The organism is Bradyrhizobium sp. CB2312 (genome assembly GCF_029714425.1).
In the GTDB taxonomy this organism is placed as follows: Bacteria; Pseudomonadota; Alphaproteobacteria; order Rhizobiales; family Xanthobacteraceae; genus Bradyrhizobium.
On sequence record NZ_CP121668.1, the window covers coordinates 6,942,646 to 6,960,553 of the forward strand.

12 protein-coding genes are annotated in these 17,908 nt (G+C 64.9%); 6 read left to right on the plus strand and 6 right to left on the minus strand.

The annotated features are described in order from the left end of the window. Positions 1 to 30 precede the first annotated feature (30 nt). Together QA642_RS33895 and QA642_RS33900 are read right to left on the minus strand one after the other, a co-directional pair. Positions 31 to 1,275, minus strand: a complete 1,245-nt coding sequence (locus QA642_RS33895) for an efflux RND transporter periplasmic adaptor subunit (protein ID WP_283080765.1) — start codon at positions 1,273 to 1,275, stop codon at positions 31 to 33. 145 nt (positions 1,276 to 1,420) lie between these two features. Further along, positions 1,421 to 2,821, minus strand: coding sequence for a CoA transferase (locus QA642_RS33900; RefSeq protein ID WP_283080766.1), 1,401 nt, complete (start codon positions 2,819 to 2,821; stop codon positions 1,421 to 1,423). A gap of 113 nt (positions 2,822 to 2,934) precedes the next feature. Here QA642_RS33900 and QA642_RS33905 point away from each other — a divergent pair, with 113 nt between their 5' ends. Next, entirely contained in the window at positions 2,935 to 3,222 is a 288-nt protein-coding gene (locus QA642_RS33905; protein ID WP_027558723.1) for a hypothetical protein, read from the plus strand. 198 nt (positions 3,223 to 3,420) lie between these two features. Continuing rightward, the gene (locus QA642_RS33910; protein ID WP_283080767.1) at positions 3,421 to 4,191 is read left to right on the plus strand and encodes an SDR family oxidoreductase; all 771 of its coding nucleotides are present in this window, start codon (positions 3,421 to 3,423) and stop codon (positions 4,189 to 4,191) included. Between the two features lie 228 nt (positions 4,192 to 4,419). On the opposite strand, the gene QA642_RS33915 is transcribed toward QA642_RS33910, so the two are convergent. The 3 genes from QA642_RS33915 to QA642_RS33925 are packed head-to-tail and all read right to left on the minus strand — an operon-like array spanning position 4,420 to position 10,257. Further along, positions 4,420 to 7,980: an error-prone DNA polymerase gene (locus tag QA642_RS33915; protein WP_283080768.1), complete on the minus strand. Its 3,561-nt coding sequence runs from the start codon at positions 7,978 to 7,980 to the stop codon at positions 4,420 to 4,422. After that, positions 7,977 to 9,572, minus strand: a complete 1,596-nt coding sequence (locus QA642_RS33920) for a DNA polymerase Y family protein (protein ID WP_283080769.1) — start codon at positions 9,570 to 9,572, stop codon at positions 7,977 to 7,979. The genes QA642_RS33915 and QA642_RS33920 overlap by 4 nt, the downstream gene beginning before the upstream one ends. After that, positions 9,469 to 10,257: a DNA repair protein gene (locus QA642_RS33925; RefSeq protein WP_283080770.1), complete on the minus strand. Its 789-nt coding sequence runs from the start codon at positions 10,255 to 10,257 to the stop codon at positions 9,469 to 9,471. Before QA642_RS33925 ends, QA642_RS33920 begins: the two co-directional genes overlap by 104 nt. Before the next feature lie 162 nt (positions 10,258 to 10,419). Between QA642_RS33925 and QA642_RS33930 the strand changes: the two genes are divergently transcribed. From QA642_RS33930 to QA642_RS33940, 3 genes are all read left to right on the plus strand, one after another. Next, on the plus strand, positions 10,420 to 11,655 hold the full coding sequence (locus QA642_RS33930) for a putative DNA modification/repair radical SAM protein (protein ID WP_283080771.1): 1,236 nt from the start codon (positions 10,420 to 10,422) through the stop codon (positions 11,653 to 11,655). Continuing rightward, positions 11,655 to 13,097, plus strand: coding sequence for a UdgX family uracil-DNA binding protein (locus tag QA642_RS33935; protein WP_283080772.1), 1,443 nt, complete (start codon positions 11,655 to 11,657; stop codon positions 13,095 to 13,097). The genes QA642_RS33930 and QA642_RS33935 overlap by 1 nt, the downstream gene beginning before the upstream one ends. Positions 13,098 to 13,194: 97 nt before the next feature. Beyond that, positions 13,195 to 14,823, plus strand: coding sequence for an inorganic phosphate transporter (locus QA642_RS33940; RefSeq protein WP_283080773.1), 1,629 nt, complete (start codon positions 13,195 to 13,197; stop codon positions 14,821 to 14,823). A 75-nt stretch (positions 14,824 to 14,898) separates the two neighbouring features. Here QA642_RS33940 and QA642_RS33945 read toward each other — a convergent pair whose 3' ends face one another. Next, entirely contained in the window at positions 14,899 to 16,071 is a 1,173-nt protein-coding gene (locus QA642_RS33945; RefSeq protein WP_283080774.1) for a M20 aminoacylase family protein, read from the minus strand. 212 nt (positions 16,072 to 16,283) lie between these two features. Here QA642_RS33945 and QA642_RS33950 point away from each other — a divergent pair, with 212 nt between their 5' ends. After that, positions 16,284 to 17,903, plus strand: coding sequence for a GMC family oxidoreductase N-terminal domain-containing protein (locus QA642_RS33950; RefSeq protein ID WP_283080775.1), 1,620 nt, complete (start codon positions 16,284 to 16,286; stop codon positions 17,901 to 17,903). Positions 17,904 to 17,908: the final 5 nt, after the last annotated feature.

A 17,908-nucleotide genomic window follows, 5' to 3' on the forward strand; every position in this document is an offset into this window, starting at 1 on the left:
TTCAGCTTGTCTTGTTTGTTAGATCGTCGATCAGCTGCCGGACGCCGCGCGGTCGATGAACAGGCTGCCCTTGACGACGATCTGCTCGCCGGGTTTCAGATTGCTGGTGACTTCGACGAGGTTGCCGTTGATGAGGCCGGTCTTGATCTCGCGCAGCTCCACCGACTTGTCCTCGCGCGCGACCCAGAGACGGACCTTGTCGGCTTCATAGATCAGCGCCTGCTTGGGCACCGCGGGCGCGGCACGGTCGCCGGCCGAATAGATCGTGACGTTGGCGAACATCTCCGGCTTGAGCAAGCCATCCTTGTTGTCGATGGTGGCGCGGACCAGGAGACGGCGGGTGCTGGGATCGATCGCGGCGGCGACGTAGTTGATCTTGGCGGTGAGCGGACGGCCCGGCAGCGCCATCACGTTGACGGTGATATCCTGACCGGTGCACACCGCTGCCGCATCGCTCTCGCGCACGAAGGCGGTGAGCCAGACCGTGGAGAGGTCGCCGACCACGAACACCGGATCGCTGGCACCGGCGTTGACATACTGGCCGGGGCCGATCTTGCGCTGCACGACGGTGCCCGCGATCGGCGAGTAGATCGTGATCTCCCGATCGATGACACCCTTGTCCTGGAACGCCTTGATGGTCTCGTCGGTGAAGCCGAGGATGCGCAGCTTGTTGTGCGCGGCCTCCAGCGCCGTCACCGACGAGCGCATGTCGTTCTGCGCCTGGACCTGGTTTGCTTCCGCCTGCTGAAAATCCTTCAGCGGAATGGCGTGGCCTTCATAGAGATCCTTGGCACGCCTGAACTGGATGTCGGCAAGATCGATCGCCGACTTCGCCTTGTTCTGCGCGGTCATCGCCGCGATGAAATCGTTCTGGGCCTGCACGGTGTCGGCGGCCTCGATCGTGAACAGCGGTTGACCCTGCTTCAGGGTCTCGCCGGGCTTGGCCAGCAGCTTGGTGACCCGGCCCGCATAGGGCGAGAACACCGGCGTCGAGCGATCCTCGTCGACCGCGACCTTGCCTTCGGTGACGTACTCGGCCCGGAAGGTCCTGGCCTTGACCGGCTCGATCGTCAGCGTGGCCCATTCGGACGGCGTCGGCGTGAAGCTCTGCGCATTCCTGCGCGACTGGCTGGAAATCTCGGAGTGGCTCTTCTCCTTGGCTCCCGCGCGGAGGAAGCCATAGGCGCCGGCACCGGCAAGAGCTAGTAAAACTACGGATGTGATAACCCGTTGTTTCGTAAGCACCTGCATTCGCTTGGTATTTTCAACTACCATGGGGCCCGGTCGTGTCTGCGACGATCTCGGCAGATGGCTGCCTTATCGGTCGCGCTAATAGTGCTGAATTGGGATTTCAAACAACCTAAAAAACGCAACGTGCCTTTCGGTTTGCGTTAAAATTTTGCGATGCGTCAGCTTCCCGTCAGCTTCGCCCCGGCCACTGTGCCGGATGGCTGCCGAGCGGCATCGCCGGACGGCTCCATTGTGCCGGCGTCCTCGAGAGCAGCGCAGAATGGCGCACCGCCTTCAACGCGCCAAAGCCAGATGGCACGGCTTCGATGAACGCAGGATGTACGGCCTCGCCCGTAAGATCCGGGGTATCCAGGCCGCCCTCGAGCCGGCCGAGATTCCACAACCAGCGGCCGGTCTGGGCCAGCGACACACGCACGTGCCAGCTGCCGCCTTCGCGGGCCTGGCGCACCTTGGCCATCATCGCGCCGAACGCCATCAGATAACCGGTGGCGTGGTCGAGCATCTGTGCCGGCAATTCCTTGGGGCCGTCGATGCCGGCAGCCTTCCCTTCCGCATCGTTGAAGCCGGTCGTGGTCTGCACCAGCGAGTCGAAGCCGCGCCGCTCGGCCCAGGGGCCGGCATGGCCGTAGGCGGACAACGTCACGTAGACGATGCCGGGATTGATCTCCGCTGCGTCCTCCGGCGCAAAGCCGAGAGCGGCGAGCGCACGCGGGCGATAACCTTGCGACAAGATGTCGGCATCCTTGAGCAGCGCGCGCATCTGTGCCCTGCCCGCCTCGCTCTTCAACTCGACGAAGGTGGTGAGCTTGCCGCGGCCGGTGTCGATGGTGAGCCAGGGAATGGCCGGCAGCTCCGGCCCCGACACCAGCAGCACGTCGGCGCCGTGCGCGGCGAGCGTGCGCCCGGCGACCGGGCCTGCAATGACGCGGGAGAGATCGAGCACGCGAATGCCAGAGAGCGGACGGTCGCCTTTGGGCCACGGCTTTGGCGGAGCATCGCCGACCTTCTCGATCGAGATCAGCGGCAATTCGGCGAGCGCACGCGCCTGCGGCAGCGCGGACCATTCGTCGTAGCTCCGCATCAAGGCAACGACACCGCCCGCGGCGTAAGCGGCGCTTTCAAAATCCTCGCCCTTCCATTGCATCAGCGCGGCCTGCACTTTCTCGCGCTCCGCCTCGCAGCCGAGCACCTTGCAGACGGCATCGCGGTGATGCGGAAAGTTGGTGTGGCAGCGGACGAAGCGGCTATCGCCGGTCCTGTAGACGCCGGCGATCGCGTCCCAGGCCGGAGGCGGCGGCTTGTCGTCAAGGCGCAGATAACGCTCGGAGCGGCATTCGGCGACAGCGTGGCGCACGTCGACGGAGACGTCCTGCGCCTCGCCGCTGCGCAGCCGCCAGATCTCGGCAGCAGCGAGGCCGGCGGCAGCGATCGTCGTCTGTCCGGCGACGGCGACGCGAAACGAGGACGGGATCTGCGGCTCTTCCCCGGTCAGCCGCACGCGCGCGAGCGCGGCTGCATCGCCGCCGGCGGAGGTCCAGATATCCCTAAGAATATCGGCGGGGGTTTGCATGACCGCTCTTCTCCCGTTCAAGTCCAGCATGATCTTTTCGGAAAACCGCTGCGCACTTTTCCGCATCATGCTGTAATTTTCGCGACCATGTCATGATCGCAGAAAGGATTGCAATGGCCGCCATCGATCCCCTCACCGCAGGCGCCGTGTTCGTCGCAACGGCGGCCACCGACGCGGTCTACGTGATGTTCACCTCGGCCGTGGTCGCGCGCAAGCGCATGCCGGCGGCGACCTGGAGCGCGATCTGGTACCTGCTCTCGTCCTATGCCGTGATCAGCTACACCGAAAACGCCTTCTATGTGGCTTTCGCCGCGATCGGCTCCTGGGTCGGCGCGTATGCATCCCTGACCTTCCTGCACCGCCCGCCCGGCGGCCCGCCGGTGGGGGCCTCGCCGGAGTGAGGGCGGCGCAGACGATGTCATGCGCGGTGTCATCATCCGCGAAGGCGGATGATCCGGTATTCCCGAGACGCCGGCGATAGAACCGAGACGTTACGGCGTACTGGATACCCCGCCTGCGGGGTATGACACCGAGAACGAATTCGATATCTTCACTCAAACAACCAAGCTCCACACGACCAGCAAGAAGGAAAGCCAACAATGGATCTCGGTCTCAAGGGAAAGAACGCCGTGGTGCTCGGCGGCACGCGCGGCATCGGGCGCGCGATCGCGGACACGCTGGCCGCTGAAGGCGCCAATGTCGCAGTGTGTGCGCGCAACGCGGATCAGGTTGCGGCGACCGTCGCTGAACTGAAGGCGAGTGGCATCCGCGCTACCGGCGGCACCGTCGACGTCACCGACGGCGCGGCGCTGAGAGCCTGGATCGAGAGCGCGGCGAAAGAGCTTGGCGGCGTCGACCTGCTGTTCTCCAATGCCGGCGCAATGGCGCAAGGCCAGGACGCCGCGTCATGGGAACAGAATTTCCGGCTCGACGTGCTCGGCGCCGTGCATGCGTTCGACGCGGCGCGGCCGTTCCTCGAAGCCGGCGGCGGGCGCAGCGGCGATGCCGCCTTCGTCATCATCTCTTCTATCGCGGCCGCGCAGGCAGATGCGGCAAGCTCCTACGGCCCGATCAAGGCGGCGCTGATCCACATGGCCAAAGGACTGGCGCGGCAATACGCCAAGAAGAAAATCCGCGTCAACGTGGTCTCGCCTGGCACGGTCTATTTCAAGGGTGGCGTCTGGAACACGATCGAGCAGAACATGCCCGATCGCTACAACGACGCGATGAAGCGCAACCCGACCGGCCGCATGGCAACGCCGCAGGAGATCGCGAACGCCGCAGTGTTTCTGGCGAGCCCGGTGTCGGCGTTCACGACGGGATCCAATCTCGTCGTGGACGGCGCGATCTCGAACCGGGTGAATTTCTAGGAAAGCGGCGCGCACCTCCCTGCGCCGTCAAGCCCGGGCATGACGACTGAGGGTATGGTGCGCGATCGGTCAACAAACTCGTCATTGCTAGCGCAGAATCTGTAGGGTGGGCAAAGCGAAGCGTGCCCACCATCTGTCAGTGATCGCAAAAGAATGGTGGGCACGGCGCTTACGCGCCTTTGCCCACCCTACGGCAGCTGAGGGTGTGGCGGCATCCCGTGCCACATCTCAATGAAAATCCCGCGATGGCGGCAGGATGCGGACGTTGCGCGGGTGGCGGTGTTTTTGCGCGGGCATGTCCGCAAGCGCGCGGGGGTCTTCGTTGAGGGGCTCGACCACGGTCGCGCCTGCCGGCACCGGATGCTTGCGGCTCAGCGCATCGTTGGCCAATCCGACCAGATCGTGCGAACGGTCGATCATGCGCTGGGCGATCAGATGCGTCACCTTTTCGGGGCTGCTCTGGATGTAGCCCTGAACCTCGATGAGGCGCGCGCCCATCACCTCCTTGCGGTACTGCTCCATCACCTTGGGCCACACCACGACATTGGCGATACCGGTCTCGTCTTCCAATGTCATGAACACGACGCCGCTGGCGCTGCCCGGCCGCTGCCGCACCAGCACCACGCCGGCGCAGCGGACGCGGCGCCGATCGTTCTCGTGGCTGATCTCCTTGCAAGCGACGACACGCTCGCGCGAAAACATCTCGCGCAAAAATTCCATCGGATGACCCTTCAGCGATAGCCGGATGGTCTGGTAATCGGCGACGACCTGCTCGGCGCGCGGCATCACCGGCAGCGGCTTTGCGTGCTCGTCCGGCTGCTCGCGTGCGGTCGCGGCCTCGAACAGCGGCAGCGGCACGTCGTCGGGCAGCCGCCGCACCTGCCACAGCGCCTCGCGGCGGTCGAGCCCGAGCGAGCGGAACGCATCGGCATCCGCCAGCAGGATCAGCGCGCGCTTGGGCAGGCCGGTGTCGCGGGCGAAGTCTTCCAGCGAGGTGAAGGGCCGGCGATTGCGGGCGGCGACGATGCGGTCGGCCCAGTCGAGTTCAACGTCTTCAACGCGCATCTGGTCCAAGGCCGCACGGGAGATGGACGGGTTCCCTCCCCCCTTGCGGCGGGGGAGGGTTAGGGAGAGGGGTGAGCCGCGCGGGCGGTGCTCGTGGCTTACCCCTCTCTCCAACTCTCCCCCGCAAGGGGGGAGAGAGCCCAACTGCTCGTGCGTCCCTGACTCAGGCGCATCGATATTTCGCATGCGGCGCAATGCCTGATCGCGCTTCAACGACTCCTCATCGGGATCGAGCCAGTGGAAGCCATCGATCTGGCGGAAGCCGAGGCGCACGGCACAATACTTGTCTTTCGTGTTCTCCAGCGTGTTCTGCGCAAAGCTGTAGGACACGTCGATGTCGCGCACCTCGACGCCGTTCTTGCGGGCATCGCCGACGATCTGCGCCGGGGCGTAAAAGCCCATCGGCTGCGAGTTCAGGAGGCCACAACAGAAGGCGTCGGGATGGTAGTGTTTCAGCCATGACGAGATGTAGACGAGCTGGGCGAAGCTCGCGGCATGGCTCTCAGGGAAACCGTAGGAGCCAAAGCCCTTGATCTGGTCGAAGCAGCTTTTGGCAAAGTTGGGATCGTAGCCGCGCGCGACCATATTGCCGATCAGCTTCTCCTCGTACTGGCCGATGGTGCCGACATTGCGGAAGGTCGCCATCGAGCGGCGCAGGCCGTTGGCTTCTTCGGACGTAAAATGTGCGGCCTCGATCGCGATGCGCATCGCCTGCTCCTGGAACAGCGGCACGCCCAACGTTTTGTGCAGCACATTGTAAAGCTCGTCCTTGTCGCCGTGATCCGGCGACGGAGACGGATAGCTCACCTTTTCCAGACCATTCCGCCGCCGCAAGTAAGGATGGACCATGTCGCCCTGGATCGGTCCCGGCCGCACGATCGCGACCTCGATGACGAGATCGTAGAACGTCCGCGGCTTCAGGCGCGGCAGCATGTTCATCTGCGCGCGGCTCTCGACCTGGAAGACGCCGAGCGACTCGCCGTCGCACAGCATGTCGTAGACCTTGGGGTCGTCCTGCGGGACGGTCGCCAGAACCCAACGCTCGCCTTTGTGCTGATCGATCAGATCAAAACACTTGCGGATGCAGGTCAGCATGCCCAGCGCAAGCACGTCGACCTTCATCATGCTGAGCGCGTCGACGTCGTCCTTGTCCCATTCGATGAAGGTGCGGTCGTCCATCGCGGCGTTGCCGATCGGCACATAGGTGTCGAGCCGGTCCTGCGTCAGCACATAGCCGCCGACATGCTGGGACAGATGGCGCGGGAATTCGATCAGCTCTGTCGCGAGCTCGACCGCGAGGTTGATCATGGGATTTTGCGGATCGAGCCCGGCCTGCCGGACCTGCATGTCGTTGAGGCCCTTGCCCCAGCTGCCCCAGACGGTGTCGGCGAGCGCGGCGGTGACGTCCTCAGTCAGGCCCAACGCCTTGCCGACGTCGCGAATGGCGCTGCGCGGACGGTAATGGATGACGGTGGCGATGATCGCGGCGCGGTGGCGACCGTAGCGGCGATAAACATATTGCATCACCTCCTCGCGCCGCGAATGCTCGAAGTCGACGTCGATGTCGGGCGGCTCCAGCCGCTCCTTGGAGATGAAGCGCTCGAACAGCAGGTCAACCTTGGTCGGGTCGACCGAGGTGATGCCGAGCACGTAGCACACGGCCGAATTCGCCGCCGAGCCGCGGCCCTGGCACAGAATGTTCTGGCTGCGCGCATAGTGCACGATGTCGTGCACGGTGAGGAAGTAATGCGCGTATTTCAGCTCGGCGATCAGCGCGAGCTCCTTGTTCAAAGTGGCGCGCAGCTTGTCGTCGATATCGTCATTGAAATATTTTTTCACGCCCGCCCAGGTCAGATCCTCCAGATGCCCCTGCGCGGTCTTGCCGGGCGGCACCGGCTCATCCGGATATTGGTATTTGAGCTGGTCGAGCGAGAAGTCGATTCTGTCCGCAAAGCGCATGGTCTCCGTGATCGCCTCGGGGAAATCGCGAAACAGCCGCGCCATCTCGCGGGGCGTCTTCAGAAAGCGCTCGGCATTGGCTTCCAGCTTGCGTCCCACCGCCTCGATCGTGGTCTTCTCCCGGATGCAGGTCAGCACGTCCTGAAGCGGACGGCGCGCGGGATGGTGGTAGAGCACCTCGTTGGTCGCGAGCAGCGGCACTTTGGCTTTTGCGGCGAGATCATCGAGCCGCGCCAGGCGGCGGCGGTCGTCGCCGCGATAGATCAGGCTCGCCGCCAGCCACACGCCCTCGGCACCGTTCGCCTTCAGCTTTGCAAGAATATCCAGCACCTGCGCCGGCTCGAAGCGATGCGGCAGCGTCAGGACCAGGAGCTGCCCTTCGGCAAACGCGAGCAGGTCAGCAAACCTGAGATGGCATTCGCCCTTCTCGATCCGTGTGATGTCGTCGCCGCGCTTGCCCCGGGTGAGGAGCTGGCACAGCCGGCCATAGGCGGCGCGGTCGCGCGGGTACACCAAAATATCGGGCGTGCCGTCGATGAAGACGATGCGCGCGCCGATCAGCAGTTTCGGCTTGTGCAGCACCTTGTCATTGTCGAGCTCCTTGTAGGCGCGCACGACGCCGGCGAGCGTGTTGTGATCGGCAATGCCGATTGCGGGGATGCCGAGGATGCTGGCCTGATGCACATAGGCGCGCGGATCCGAGCCGCCGCGCAGGAAGGAGAAATTGGTGGTGATGCCGATCTCGGCATAGGCTGATGTCGTCATGCGAAGAGACCGTGCACATACCAGTTGGGAGACGCGGGCTCGCCGTCGCCGTCGAACACCTCGTTCTCGTAGAGACCGTCGCGAAAGATCCAGAAGCGCAGGCCCTCGGCGTCCTCGATGCGGAAATAATCCCGCGTCAGCTGCTTGCCGTCCTGCCGCCACCATTCCATCGCGATGCGCTCGGGCCCTTCCACCCGCACCACCGCATGCAGCGCGCGGCGCCAGGTGAATTGATGCGGCGGACCGTCGGGCACCGTCGCGAACGGCACCTTGATCGGCTCGGGCTTCTCGAACAGACGCAACGGGCGCAGCGGCGGCTCGCTTTCGGGACGCGCCGGCCATTCGGCCTGCATGGCAGCCGCGAGATGATGCTGGGCGGGCGCGGCCAGCACGGCGCATTCGGGAATATGGGTGTCCTGCGGCAGATGCACGACGACGCGTTTCCCCCCGATCCGCGCGGCGATGCGGTCGATCAGCGCGGCAAGCTCGTCATTGTCGTGGACATGGGCGTCGAGGTCGCGCTGCTCCTGCACCACGATCTCGGTGCGGCTCGCCGACAGGCGCACCATGTCGAAGCCGAAGCCGGGATCGAGGGGATCGGCGAGCGCATCGAGGCGCTCGCGGAACAGGCGGTCGACAACCGCGCTTCGCGTCACCGGCCGCCCGGTCTCGACCATGATCGCGCGCACCACGCCGTCGGTGCGGAAGAACGCGGCTTCGAGGCGCCGTGCGCCCTTGCCCTGCTTCTCCATGGAGGCGATCAACGTATCGGCCAGCCGCGACAGCGTCATCGCGATCATGGTGTCGGTTGCGATCGGCTCGGCAAAGCGCTTCTCGACGATATAGTCGGGCAGCGGCTTGCGCGGATTGATCGGCGCATCGCCCTGCCCCAGCGCATGCGCGAGCAGCGTGGAGAACCGGGCGCCGAACCGCGCCGTGATCTCGCTCGGCGAACGCGAGGCGACATCGCCGATGGTCTTCAGACCGGCACGGCGCAGGCCGGTGGTGATGGCCTCGCCCGCGCCGAGCGCGGACACCGGAAACCGGTCGATCGCCGCCGCCTCGCCGCCGTCGGCGACGATGATGCCTGAAGTCTGCCGCGTCAGCGTGCGCGCACAGACCGAGGTGCCGGCAATTGTCGCGCTGACGGCAAAGCCTTGCCGCGCAAGCGCTCGGACCAGCGTCTGCAACAGCGCGGCCTCGCCGCCGAACAGATGCGCGCAGCCGGTGATGTCAAGGAACAGCCCATGCGGCGCGTCCAGCGCCACCAGCGGCGTGAAGCGGTCGCACCAGTCGGCGATGTCGCTGAGCGTCTTGGCATCGGCCACGACATCGGAGTCGAACACTTTCAGATCCGGACACATCGCCCGCGCATTGGCGAGCGGCTGGCCGATGTACAGGCCGAGACGCTCGGCGGCCTCGTCGAGCGCATGGATCACCAGCGCATTGTTGTCCTTGATGACGACGATGCTCGGTTCATTATTGGCCTTACCCAGCCCGGCGCTGTTGAAGAAGCGCTGGATCCGGTCGATGGGCAGGCGCGGCAGCCACAGGCTGAGAATACGTCGACGATTCACTGAACTGGCACTCATCACAATTCCATTCCATGATCCACCGGCCGCACGGGCCATGACGATTGCGCAACAGCTCGGCATCGAAGCGCGGCGCGCCCCAGGCACTCCATACTGGCCCCGGCGGCGAATGCGCCGCCCGCAGCATCCAGCGCGTCTCCGCGGTCGAGGGCAGCGGCTGCGCCGCCATCCGCAGCATCAGCCCGGTGACGCCTGAAGATTGCGCGGCGAGCGTCAGCTTGCGGCTCGCGACGAGATCGAACTGCCTGACATCACCCCAGAGCTCGAGCACCACAGCGCCGAGCGCATCGCAGGCGAGCGCGTCGGCCGAAGTGCGTAGCGCGCTCTCGACATCGGCGGCGCGCACCATCACGACGCGGCGCGGATCGAGGCCAAGCTCGGCGAGCCCGCTCATCGACAGCGCGCCTGTTTCGAGCTCCGAAAAATCCTGCCGCACCCACAGCAGCGGCCGCTGTCCCGAGACGCGCCCTGCGAGGCCCATGACAAAACCCGTCGCGGCCGTCCCCTGCCGACCCTCGCAAAACACCTCGTGGATCGCCGCGCGCGCGAGCCCGCCCTTCAGCGCGGCGTCGGCCTCGCCATGGCCGAGCGCGACCCGATCGTGATGATGCACGACCTCCGCCGTCTCGATGCGCTCGATCTGGCCGCGCAAGGTCGCAAGCGCGCTGATGCGTGCGCTGCTCATGCTCGCCGCTCCTTCAGAGGTGATTGCCGGTGGCTCTCGAAAAGAGAACCAGCGGCTGGCTCATTTGTTCATGATATGTTCTAATATAAAGCTAACGGCGCCCGAAGAGTCAATCGAATTGGCACGCCAAAGATTCATGAGTGGAATCAAAGAGATTCAAGCATGGACATACAACGCAAACTGGCAATTCTCGCGGATGCCGCCAAGTACGACGCCTCCTGCGCCTCCAGCGGCACCGAGAAGCGGGATTCCAGCGACGGCAAGGGCATGGGCTCGACCGCCCCAGGCATGGGCATCTGCCATTCCTACGCGCCGGATGGACGCTGCATCTCGCTGCTCAAGGTGCTGCTGACCAACGCCTGCAATTACGATTGCCTCTATTGCGTCAACCGCGCCTCCTCCAACGTGCCGCGCGCCCGCTTCACCATCGAAGAGGTGGTCAAGCTGACGCTCGACTTCTACCGGCGCAATTACATCGAGGGCCTGTTTCTCTCCTCCGGCATCATCCGCAGTCCCGACTACACCATGGAGCAAGTGGTGAGCGTCGCGCGAAAACTGCGCGAGGAGCATCACTTCCGCGGCTACATCCATCTGAAGACCATTCCCGAGGCCGACGACGCGTTGATCGCGGAGGCCGGCAAATATGCCGACCGTCTCTCCATCAACATCGAGATGCCGCAGGAGACGAGCCTGCAGCAATTCGCGCCGGAGAAAGATGTCCGAGCGATCCGCCGCACCATGGGCCGGCTGCGGCTGAAGCTCGACGAGGCCGAGGAAAGCCGCACCGCGAAGACGAAAGCAAAACCGCAGCGCTTCGCGCCGGCCGGCCAAAGCACGCAGATGATCGTCGGCGCCGACAACGCGAACGACCACACCATCCTCCACACCAGCGCCAATCTCTACGGCTCCTACCGGCTGCGGCGGGTCTACTACTCCGCCTTCAGCCCGATCCCCGACGCCAGCCGCGCCTTGCCTCTGGTGCAGCCGCCGCTGCTGCGCGAGCACCGGCTCTACCAGGCCGACTGGCTGATGCGGTTCTACGGATTCGACGTCGGCGAGATCGTCGACGACAGCGCGATGCTGCCGCTCGACATCGATCCGAAACTCGCCTGGGCGCTGCGCCATCGCGATCGCTTCCCGCTCGACGTCAACCGCGCCAGCCGCGAGGAGCTGCTGCGCGTGCCGGGCTTCGGCACCAAGGCGGTCGAGCGCATCATCGCGACGCGCCGCACCACCACGATCCGCCTCTCCGATCTCGCGCGCCTGCACGTGCCCCGCAACAAGGCGCTGCCGTTCATCGTCCTCAGCGATCACCGCCCCTCAGCGCACCGCCTCGATGCGGCCGGGCTGATCGAACGGTTCAAGCCGAAGGCAACGCAACTGGGGTTTGGCTTCTGATGCAGTACATCATCCTCGACACCGAAACCGATTTCGACGGCTGGCGCAAAGCGGCGCGTTCACTCGTGCTTCATCATGTGGAGCCCGCCGATGTCACCTGGGCCGTGCAGGGCGGCGAAGCCGATTTGTTCGCGCCACCCGCGCCGTCTCCGATCCTCGAGGTGAACGACGGCACCTTCAACGTTCCGGCAAAATTCGTCGAGCTCGCCCAGGCCGCGATCCTGCATCGCGATGGCGAGCGTTTTGCGATCCTCTATCGCCTGCTGTTCCGGCTGAAGGACGATCACGATCTCATCGAGGTCGCGACCGACTCCGATGTCGCGCAGGTCATTGCGATGGCGAGAGCGGTTCATCGCGACGAGCACAAGATGCATGCCTTCGTGCGCTTCCGCGAGATCGGCCGCGAGCGCGCCGCGCATTACGTCGCCTGGTTCGAGCCGGAGCATCACATCGTCGAGCTCGCCGCGCCGTTTTTCGCAAAACGCTTTGCCGACATGCCGTGGTCGATCCTGACGCCGGACCTCTGCGCGCATTGGGACGGCCACGCGCTCTCGTTCACGCCGGGCGTGAGCAAGAGCGAGGCACCTGGCGAAGACCGGCTGGAGGAAACCTGGCGGCGCTACTACGCCAGCATCTTCAATCCGGCCCGGCTGAAGGTGAAGGCGATGCAGACGGAGATGCCGAAGAAATACTGGAGGAACCTGCCCGAGGCTTCGATCATTAAACCCCTGATCGAGGACGCCGAGCGCATGACCGGCGCCATGATCGCCAATGCCGCAACCGATCCGCACAAGCCTCAGAAGCGGGCGGAGGCTCCGATGAAACGCAAACCTGCTGCCGACGATCTCGAAGCCCTCCGCGAGGAGGCCGCGCATTGCCGCGCCTGCCATCTCTACAAGGACGCGACACAGACCGTGTTCGGCGAGGGCCCGAAGAACGCCAACATCATGCTGGTCGGCGAGCAGCCCGGCGACAAGGAAGATCTCGCCGGCCATCCTTTCGTTGGACCCGCCGGGCAGATGCTCGACCGCGCGCTGGAGGAAGCCGGCGTCGACCGCAAGAAGGTCTACGTCACCAACGCGGTCAAGCACTTCAAATTCGTGCCGCGCGGCAAGATCCGCCTGCATCAGAAGCCGAACACACCTGAGATCCGGGCCTGCCGGCAATGGTATGAGCGGGAAGTTTCGGCAATCCAGCCTGATCTCATCGTCGCGATGGGCGCCACCGCCGCGCAGAGCGTGTTCGGCAAGATCACTCCGATCGGAAAGACCCGCGGCCGGCTCATAGACCTGCCCGATGGACGCAAGGCGCTGGTGACGGTGCATCCGTCCTATCTGCTGCGGCTGCCCGATCCGGAAGCGAAAGTACTGGAGTATCAGCGCTTTGTCGAAGACCTGAAGATCGCCGCCGCCTTGCAGAAGAAAGCTGCCCGCGCCGCTTAAATAGAAGAGGAAAGCGACGTTAGCACGCAGGTTGTCATCCAGCCTTCAAATCATTCGCGGACAATAGCCCTTCCAATAGGTTAAGGGGCGTTCAAACATGACCGATGTAGCATTTAACGGGACGGTAGCCGATGGCACGCCGATCCAGCCGGCTTCCCGGCCAAACCTCGACAAGGGCTTCAACCCTCTCACGATGATCCTGTTCTTCGGCATCCTCGCCGCGGGCCTGCTGTTCGTCGCCTACAGCATCTATGTCGACGTCAACGCGACCGGCACCAAGGTCACGACCTTCCTGCCCTACATCCTTCTGTTCGTCGCGCTCCTGATCGCGCTCGGCTTCGAATTCGTCAACGGCTTCCACGATACCGCCAATGCGGTGGCGACGGTGATCTACACCCATTCGCTGCCCGCCGAATTCGCCGTGATGTGGTCGGGCTTCTTCAACTTCCTCGGCGTGCTGCTCTCCTCCGGTGCGGTCGCCTTCGGCATCGTCTCGCTGCTGCCGGTCGAGTTGATCCTCCAGGTCGGCTCCAGCGCCGGCTTCGCCATGGTGTTCGCGCTGCTGATCGCTGCGATCATCTGGAATCTCGGCACCTGGTTCTTCGGACTTCCCGCCTCCTCCTCGCACACGCTGATCGGCTCGATCATCGGCGTCGGCATCGCCAACGCCGTCATGCGCGGCCGCGACGGCACCTCGGGCGTGGACTGGAGCAAGGCCACCGAGATCGGCTACGCGCTGCTGCTGTCGCCGTTGTTCGGCTTCATCTGCGCCGCCGTGCTGCTGCTGGTTCTCAAGCTCATCGTGCGCAACCCGGCACTCTATGCTGCGCCCGAAGGCCACAAGGCGCCGCCGCTCTGGATCCGCGGCATCCTGATTGCGACCTGCACCGGCGTCAGCTTCGCGCACGGCTCGAACGACGGCCAGAAGGGCATGGGCCTGATCATGCTGATCCTGATCGGCACCGTCCCGACCGCCTACGCGCTCAACCGCGCGCTGCCGGAATCCCAGGTCGCCCAGTTCCAGAAGACGTCGGAGGCCGCCTCCAAGGTGATCTCGGCCAAGGGCGCCGGCCACAGCATCATCGGCGATCCCCGTCCGGCCGTGACGCAGTACATCGCACTGCATCACATCAACGAAGGCACCTACCCCTCGCTCGCCGTGCTCGTGAAGGATGTCGGCGATCAGGTTGCCAAATACGGTTCGCTGAACAAGGTGCCGGCGGAAGCGGTCGGCAACACCCGCAACGACATGTACCTGACCTCGGAAGCGATCCGCTTCCTGATGAAGGACAAGGAAAACGATCTCAACAAGGACGAGGTCGCGACCTTAAACGCCTACAAGGGCTCGCTCGACGCCGCCACGAAGTTCATCCCGAACTGGGTGAAGATCGCGGTCGCCATCGCGCTCGGCCTCGGCACCATGATCGGCTGGAAGCGCATCGTGATCACCGTCGGTGAGAAGATCGGCAAGACCCATCTCACCTACGCCCAGGGCGCCTCCGCCGAGCTCGTCGCCGCCGCCACGATCGGCGCCGCCGACGTGTTCGGCCTGCCGGTCTCGACCACCCACGTGCTGTCGTCCGGCGTCGCCGGCACCATGGCGGCCAATGGCTCGGGCCTGCAATTGGCGACGATCCGCAACCTGCTGATGGCCTGGGTGCTGACGCTTCCCTGCGCGATCATGCTGTCGGCCACGCTCTACGTGATTTTCTCGCGCATGTTCTAAGCCGAGCAGATCCCGCAACGACAAAGGGCCCGTGCGATGCGCGGGCCCTTTCATTTTGTGCGTCGGACGTGAGCCTTACGACGCCGCGAGCTGTTCCTCGACCAGCTTGACCCAATAGGACGTGCCGTAGACGATCGCCTCGTCGTTGAAATTGTAGGCGGGGTGATGCAGGCCGGCACTGTCGCCGTTGCCGCAGAAGATGAAGGCGCCGGGGCGCGCTTCCAGCATATAGGCGAAATCCTCCCCGCCCATCAGCGGCGGCATCTCGAGCACGTTGGCTTCGCCCGCAACCTGCTTCGCAATGCGCGTCGCCACTTCGGTCTCCGCGGCATGGTTGTTCACGACGGGATAGTTGCGTTTGTAGTGCAGATCGATCTTGGCGCCCGTAATCTGCGCCACGCCCGCCACCACCTCGTGCACGCGCTTCTCGACCAGCTTGCGCACCTCAGGTGTCAGCGTGCGGATGGTGCCGCGCAGCGTCGCCGTCTGCGGAATGACGTTGCGGGCGTTGCCGGCGTGGAACTCGCAGATCGAGATCACCGCCGATTCCAAGGGATCGACGCTGCGCGCGACGATCGATTGCAGCGCCGTGATTACCTGCGCGCCGACCAGCACCGAATCCACGCATTTGTGCGGACGCGCGGCATGACCGCCGAAGCCCTCGATCACGATATCGACCTCGTCGGTCGCCGCCATGATCGGGCCCGGCCGGATCGCGAACGAGCCGATCGGGATGCCGGGGCCGTTGTGCATGCCGTAGACCTGCTCGATGCCGAAGCGCTCCATCAGCCCGTCCTTGACCATGGCCGCACCACCGGCGCCGCCTTCCTCGGCCGGCTGGAAGATCACCACCGCATCGCCGGCGAAGTTGCGGGTCTCGGCAAGGTAGCGCGCCGCGCCGAGCAGCATCGCCGTGTGGCCGTCATGGCCGCAAGCGTGCATCTTGCCGGGGGTCTTGGAGGCGTAAGGCAGGTTGGTCTCTTCGTCGACAGGCAGCGCATCCATGTCGGCGCGCATGCCGATCACCCTGAGCCCCTCGCCGGCCGGCTTGCTGCCCTTGATCACGCCGACCACGCCGGTCTGGCCGACACCGGTCACGACCTCGTCGCAGCCGAACTCGCGCAGGCGGTCCGCGACGAATGCTGCGGTGCGGTGAACGTCGTACAGCAGCTCGGGATGCTCATGGATGTCCCGGCGCCAGGCCTGAATATCGGGTTGGAGGTCGGCGACGCGGTTCACAACTGGCATGGAGGGTCTCAAGCTTGGTTGAAAATACAGCACTGTCTACCATGCAAGCGCGAGTCCACCCAACTGCTTGGGGTCCGGGGTAGCTCTGTCTTCCCGTCATGGCCGGGCTTGTGGCCAGCTTGTCTTGCCCATCCACGTCTGAGTATTAGGACGGGAAGCGCGTGGAAGCCCGGGACAAGCCCGGGGATGACGCCTGTTTGGGTGGAAGCAGAATGCCAAGACGGCTCGAAGGTGAGTTTGACTATATCGTCGTCGGAGCCGGCACCGCCGGCTGCATCCTCGCCAACCGGCTGTCCGCCGAGCCAAAGAACCGTGTCCTGATTCTCGAAGCCGGCGGCGACGACAACTGGATCTGGTTCCATATCCCGGTCGGCTATCTCTTCGCGATCGGCAATCCGCGCTCGGACTGGATGTTCAAGACCGAGGCCGAGCCGGGCCTGAACGGCCGCGCGCTCGCCTATCCGCGCGGCAAGGTGATCGGCGGCTGCTCGGCGATCAACGCCATGATCTCGATGCGCGGCCAGGCCGCCGATTACGATCACTGGCGCCAGCTCGGCATGACCGGCTGGGGCTATGACGATGTGCTGCCGCTGTTCAAGCGGCTGGAAGACCACTTCCTCGGCGCGAGCGAGCATCACGGCGCCGGCGGCGGCTGGCGCATCGAGGCGCCGCGGCTGTCGTGGGCGGTGCTCGACGCCGTTGGAGACGCCGCCGAGGAGATGGGCATCAAGCGCATCCCGGATTTCAACACCGGCGACAACGAAGGCACCAGTTACTTCCATGTCAACCAGAAGCGCGGCCGCCGCTGGTCATCGGCACGCGGCTTCCTCAAGCCGGCCCTGAACCGCCCCAATCTGCGGCTCGAGAAGCATGTGCTAGTCGATCGTCTCATCATCGAGCAGGGCCGCGCCGTCGGCGTGCGTTTCATCCAGAACGGCGAGATCATCGAGGCGCGTGCCAAGCGCGAAGTCGTCCTCTCGGCCGGCTCCATCGGCTCGGTGCAGGTGCTGCATCGCTCCGGCATCGGGCCTGCCGACTGGCTATCACCGCTTGGCATCGACATCGTCATGGACAAGCCCGGTGTCGGCCGCAATTTGCAGGACCATCTCCAGCAGCGCGCGATCTACAAGGTCGAGGGCGTACGCACGCTGAACGAGACCTATTACAATCTGTTCCGACGCGGCCTGATGGGGCTCGATTACGCCTTCCGCCGCCGCGGTCCCTTGACGATGGCGCCATCGCAGCTCGGCATCTTCACGCGTTCCGACGCGACGCGCGCGCGGGCCAACATCCAGTTCCACGTGCAGCCGCTGTCGCTCGATAAGTTCGGCGATCCGCTGCACCGCTTCCCCGCGATCACGGTCAGCGCCTGCAATCTTCAGCCGACCTCGCGCGGCACCGTGCGCCTGCGCACGGCGACGCCCGACGAGAAGCCGATCATCGCGCCGAATTACCTCTCGACCGACGACGACCGCCAGGTCGCCGCCGACGCCATCCGCACCACCCGCCGCCTGATGCAGCAGAAGGCCCTGGCAAAGTACCACCCGAGCGAATATCTGCCCGGCCCGTCGGTCGGCGACGACGAAGCCTCCCTCGCCAAGGCCGCCGGCGATATCGGCACCACCATCTTCCATCCCGTCGGCACCGCCAAGATGGGCGCAGCGAACGATCCCATGGCGGTGGTCGATGAGCGCCTGCGCTTCTACGGCCTCGGTGGCCTGCGCATCGTCGACGCCTCGATCATGCCGACCATCACCTCGGGCAACACCAACACGCCGACGGCGATGATCGCGGAGAAGGGCGCGACGATGATCCTGGAGGATGCGAAGTAGCATCG

Excerpts from the sequence above, each read along its gene's own strand:
- QA642_RS33945 (WP_283080774.1), bottom strand. The coding sequence starts at position 16,071 with ATGCCAGTTGTGAACCGCGTCGCCGACCTCCAACCCGATATTCAGGCC.
- QA642_RS33925 (WP_283080770.1), bottom strand. The coding sequence starts at position 10,257 with ATGAGCAGCGCACGCATCAGCGCGCTTGCGACCTTGCGCGGCCAGATC.
- QA642_RS33940 (WP_283080773.1), top strand. The coding sequence starts at position 13,195 with ATGACCGATGTAGCATTTAACGGGACGGTAGCCGATGGCACGCCGATC.
- QA642_RS33950 (WP_283080775.1), top strand. The coding sequence starts at position 16,284 with ATGCCAAGACGGCTCGAAGGTGAGTTTGACTATATCGTCGTCGGAGCC.
- QA642_RS33905 (WP_027558723.1), top strand. The coding sequence starts at position 2,935 with ATGGCCGCCATCGATCCCCTCACCGCAGGCGCCGTGTTCGTCGCAACG.
- QA642_RS33930 (WP_283080771.1), top strand. The coding sequence starts at position 10,420 with ATGGACATACAACGCAAACTGGCAATTCTCGCGGATGCCGCCAAGTAC.
- QA642_RS33920 (WP_283080769.1), bottom strand. The coding sequence starts at position 9,572 with ATGAGTGCCAGTTCAGTGAATCGTCGACGTATTCTCAGCCTGTGGCTG.
- QA642_RS33935 (WP_283080772.1), top strand. The coding sequence starts at position 11,655 with ATGCAGTACATCATCCTCGACACCGAAACCGATTTCGACGGCTGGCGC.
- QA642_RS33895 (WP_283080765.1), bottom strand. The coding sequence starts at position 1,275 with ATGGTAGTTGAAAATACCAAGCGAATGCAGGTGCTTACGAAACAACGG.
- QA642_RS33900 (WP_283080766.1), bottom strand. The coding sequence starts at position 2,821 with ATGCAAACCCCCGCCGATATTCTTAGGGATATCTGGACCTCCGCCGGC.
- QA642_RS33910 (WP_283080767.1), top strand. The coding sequence starts at position 3,421 with ATGGATCTCGGTCTCAAGGGAAAGAACGCCGTGGTGCTCGGCGGCACG.
- QA642_RS33915 (WP_283080768.1), bottom strand. The coding sequence starts at position 7,980 with ATGACGACATCAGCCTATGCCGAGATCGGCATCACCACCAATTTCTCC.